This window comes from Bradyrhizobium retamae (assembly GCF_001440415.1).
Lineage (GTDB): Bacteria > Pseudomonadota > Alphaproteobacteria > Rhizobiales > Xanthobacteraceae > Bradyrhizobium > Bradyrhizobium retamae.
Genome location: NZ_LLYA01000065.1, coordinates 1 through 3,301, shown reverse-complemented (window position 1 = coordinate 3,301; position 3,301 = coordinate 1). Strand labels below are relative to the sequence as shown.

General features: G+C 57.7%; 2 protein-coding genes and 1 pseudogene. 2 read left to right on the top strand and 1 reads right to left on the bottom strand.

The genetic code is table 11. From position 1 onward, the window contains the following. The first annotated feature begins 43 nt into the window (after nucleotides 1-43). Both CQ13_RS09325 and CQ13_RS09320 read left to right on the top strand, forming a co-directional pair. Nucleotides 44-1,417 (top strand): annotated as a pseudogene (locus tag CQ13_RS09325) (IS66 family transposase). 532 nt (nucleotides 1,418-1,949) lie between these two features. After that, nucleotides 1,950-2,426 carry an Lrp/AsnC family transcriptional regulator gene (locus CQ13_RS09320; RefSeq protein WP_057842682.1) on the top strand — a complete coding sequence of 159 codons (477 nt, stop codon included), beginning with the start codon at nucleotides 1,950-1,952 and terminating at the stop codon, nucleotides 2,424-2,426. A 287-nt stretch (nucleotides 2,427-2,713) separates the two neighbouring features. On the opposite strand, the gene CQ13_RS09315 is transcribed toward CQ13_RS09320, so the two are convergent. Beyond that, on the bottom strand, nucleotides 2,714-3,301 hold a 588-nt coding region (locus CQ13_RS09315; protein WP_245309113.1), incomplete at its 5' end, for an IS630 family transposase.

Sequence of the window (3,301 nt, the reverse complement as noted above, 5' to 3'; positions counted from 1 at the left end):
GGAATCCGTGATCACCATCGCCTGGAACACCTGATCACCATCCCTGGAATGCGCACTCAGGGCCCGCAACGCCGATGCCGATGCGCGCATCGAGCGGCTGACGCAGATCCTGAAGGCCGTCGACCGCGCCCGGTTCGGCCGACGATCGGAAAAGTTCGGCGCTGCGAACGGCGACGATGAACAGCAGGCCTTTGTCTTCGAGGAGATCGAGACCGGCATCGCTGCAATCAAAGCTCAGGTCAGCAGGGGCCGTGAGCAAGCGGATGGCAAGCGTGCACCGCGTCGGCGCAAGGGCTTTGCGCCCCATCTGGAACGGATCGAAACCGTCATTGAGCCGGAAGATCTTGCTGAGCATGCCGGCAAGCAGAAGGTGCTGATCGGCGAGGACGTGTCGGAGCGTCTGGATGTGGTGCCGGCCAAGTTCCGTGTGATCGTCACGCGCCGTCCCAAGTATGCCTTCAAGAACGCGGACGGCGTAATCCAGGCGCCGGCCCCGGCCCATATCATTGAAGGAGGCATTCCAACGGAAGCGCTTCTGGCCCAGATCGCCGTCTCCAAATATGCCGATGGCCAGCCGCTCTACCGGCAGGAGGCGATCTACGCCCGCGACAAAGTCGAACTCGACCGCCAGCTGATGGCGCAATGGATGGGCAAGCTCGGCTTCGAGCTGGAGATCGTGGCCGACTACATCTTCAGCGAGGTCAAGAAGGCCGAACGGGTCTTTGCCGACGAAACCACCTTGCCGACGCTCGCTCCCCGGCTCCGGATCGACGAAGACGGCCTATTTATGGGCCTATGCCTCGCGGCATCCTGCAAGTGGATGGCTATGCCGCCTATAACAAGTTGGCGCGACCCTATCGCGGCAATGATGGCGTCACATTGGCTGGCTGCTGGTCACATAGCAGGCGCAAGTTCTACGAGCTGCATGTTGCAGGGAGCTCGAGAGTGGCAACGACGACGGTCGAGCGGATGGCAAAGCTCTGGCAGATCGAGAAGGCCGTGCGCGGTCAAAACCCCGACGCACGCGTTGCCGCGCGCCAGCAAGCCTCCGCAGCGGTCGTCGCAGATCTCTTCGATCTCTGGCAGCAGACCTTGCGGCGGATCTCCGGCAAATCAAAACTATGCCGTCTCGCGCCGTGCCATCTTCGAACGCTTCCTGACCGATGGTCGCATCGAGCTCGACTCCAACATCGTCGAACGCGCCATCAGGCCACAAACAATTACGAGAAAGAATAGCCTCTTCGCTGGCAGCGACGGCGGCGAACGAACCTGGGCGACCATCGCAACGCTGCTGCAGACGGCGAAGATGAACAACGTCGATCCGTTCGCCTGGCTCACCCTAACGCTTCAGCGTATCGCCAACGGCTGGCCGAGCAGCCAAATCGACGCGCTTATGCCATGGAACCACGCCGCCTGACGGCATCAGCTTGCCGCTTACGTTCGCTCATATGATCTCCTGGGAACAAATCACCGGGAGATTCTCTGACAATCAAACACCGCCCGCTATGCGGGGTGACCTACACGCTAACGCTACAGGCGGTCTCCGTAGAAGAATAGATAGGACCTTCGCCGGCTCTGATGAAGACGGGCGACGCACCGTGACTATCTCTATGGCACCCGTCGCGGCCGCCAGGCTCAGCGTAGATCCAAAAATTATCGCCAACGTGTGTTGGCCGCCGGCCGGATCACCCGCTAAACATACAAAGACTCCTGCCCTGGAACTGACGTCCGCAGAGCGTCTTATGCTCGTCTAAACGCAGGTAGCCAACCGATCCACCACGGGCCGTCGCGAGGATGCGAATGAAAGTTTTCACGCGGTCATTTGTTGAATGCGCTAGGCGTTCAGGATAATGTCACAAACGGATTTACGTCACACTTTGCCGTCATTCGGATATTTTCCTGCATCGAGCGGCCGTTTTGTGATGAAATTTACGGGGAGGGGAGCCCAAATGCAATACGATCGAATAGACGCCCGCATTCTCGAAATTGTCCAGAAGAACAACCGTCTAACCTCCGACGTAATCGGTGAGATGGCGGGGCTTTCCGCGACCGCGTGTCAGCGACGGCTGAAGAGGCTCCGTTCGGAGGGCATCATCGAAGGCGATGTCTCAGTCGTTTCGCCGAAGGCGGTAGGAAGACCTATTCAAATGCTCGTGCTTGTGAATCTGGAACGGGATAGTCCAGATACAATCGACAGGTTCAAGAAGGCCATCAAATCGTCAGCTGAAATCGTCAACGGCTGTTCCGTCACTGGCGAACCTGACTTTGTTCTCTACGTTACCGCGCGAAGTATGGAAGATTATGATCGGTTCACCCAGAAATTTTTTTACGAGAACTCGGACATCAAGAGCTTCAGGACTATGGTGATATTGGACCGTGTAAAGGCGGGCTTTGCCGTTCCAATTGAGGATCCGAGCAAGGATTGACGGTCATCCAGGTTAGCACTTCTGTACAAAATCCAGCGGGCTTTGTGTGATGAAGTTCAGATTCACGTGACGAGTCCCTGGCAGTTCGATGGGCAGGCGCTACTGAGTCGAAGTCCCAGGGGCTTACAAACAACTCACCGTTGAAAATCCTACCGAGCAAATCTGCTGCGGCTCAGCGGCAATTGGGGCAGCTTCGAAACAGCGATATACTTCCGACTTTGAGGTGGCTGGGCGCATGGTCGTTGAGGGGATAAGCCTAGGTCAGCGTTTTCTTGGTTCGAATCATATCAGGCGACGTCGGCGAGTTTGTAGGACCATGTGTGGACGACCGGATGGCGATTGACGTCGTCGATACCAGCCATGATGCGCTCCTTGAGTTCGTGTTTTGAGGCCACCCGGATATGGCGCAGGACTGAACGGGCGAACTTGGAGAAGAATCCCTCGATGAGATTGAGCCATGAGCCGTGCTTGGGCGTGAAGGTGAGCTCGAAGCGCCCGCTTGGTCGAGTGGCGAGCCAGGCTCTGGTTTCTCGCGAGATGTGCGCGGAATGATTGTCGAGGATCAATTTGATCGCAGTGTTCGGCGGATAGGCGGCATCGATAAGCCTGAGGAGTTCGACGAACTCTCGACTGCGGTGGCGATCTTTGACAAGGGCGTGGACCTTGCCGGTGAGCAGATCAATCCCAGCCAACAGGCTGAGCGTGCCATGGCGTTTGTATTCATGATCGCGCGCAAAGGTGGCGTGGACGCCAGGCTTGGGCGGCAAATCTGGCGCCGTCGTTGCGATGGCCTGGATTCCCGGCTTCTCGTCGCAGCACATGTAAAAGTATGCACTTGACCTGACAACTGGCTCTTCGTCGTGGTGGGTGTCCGA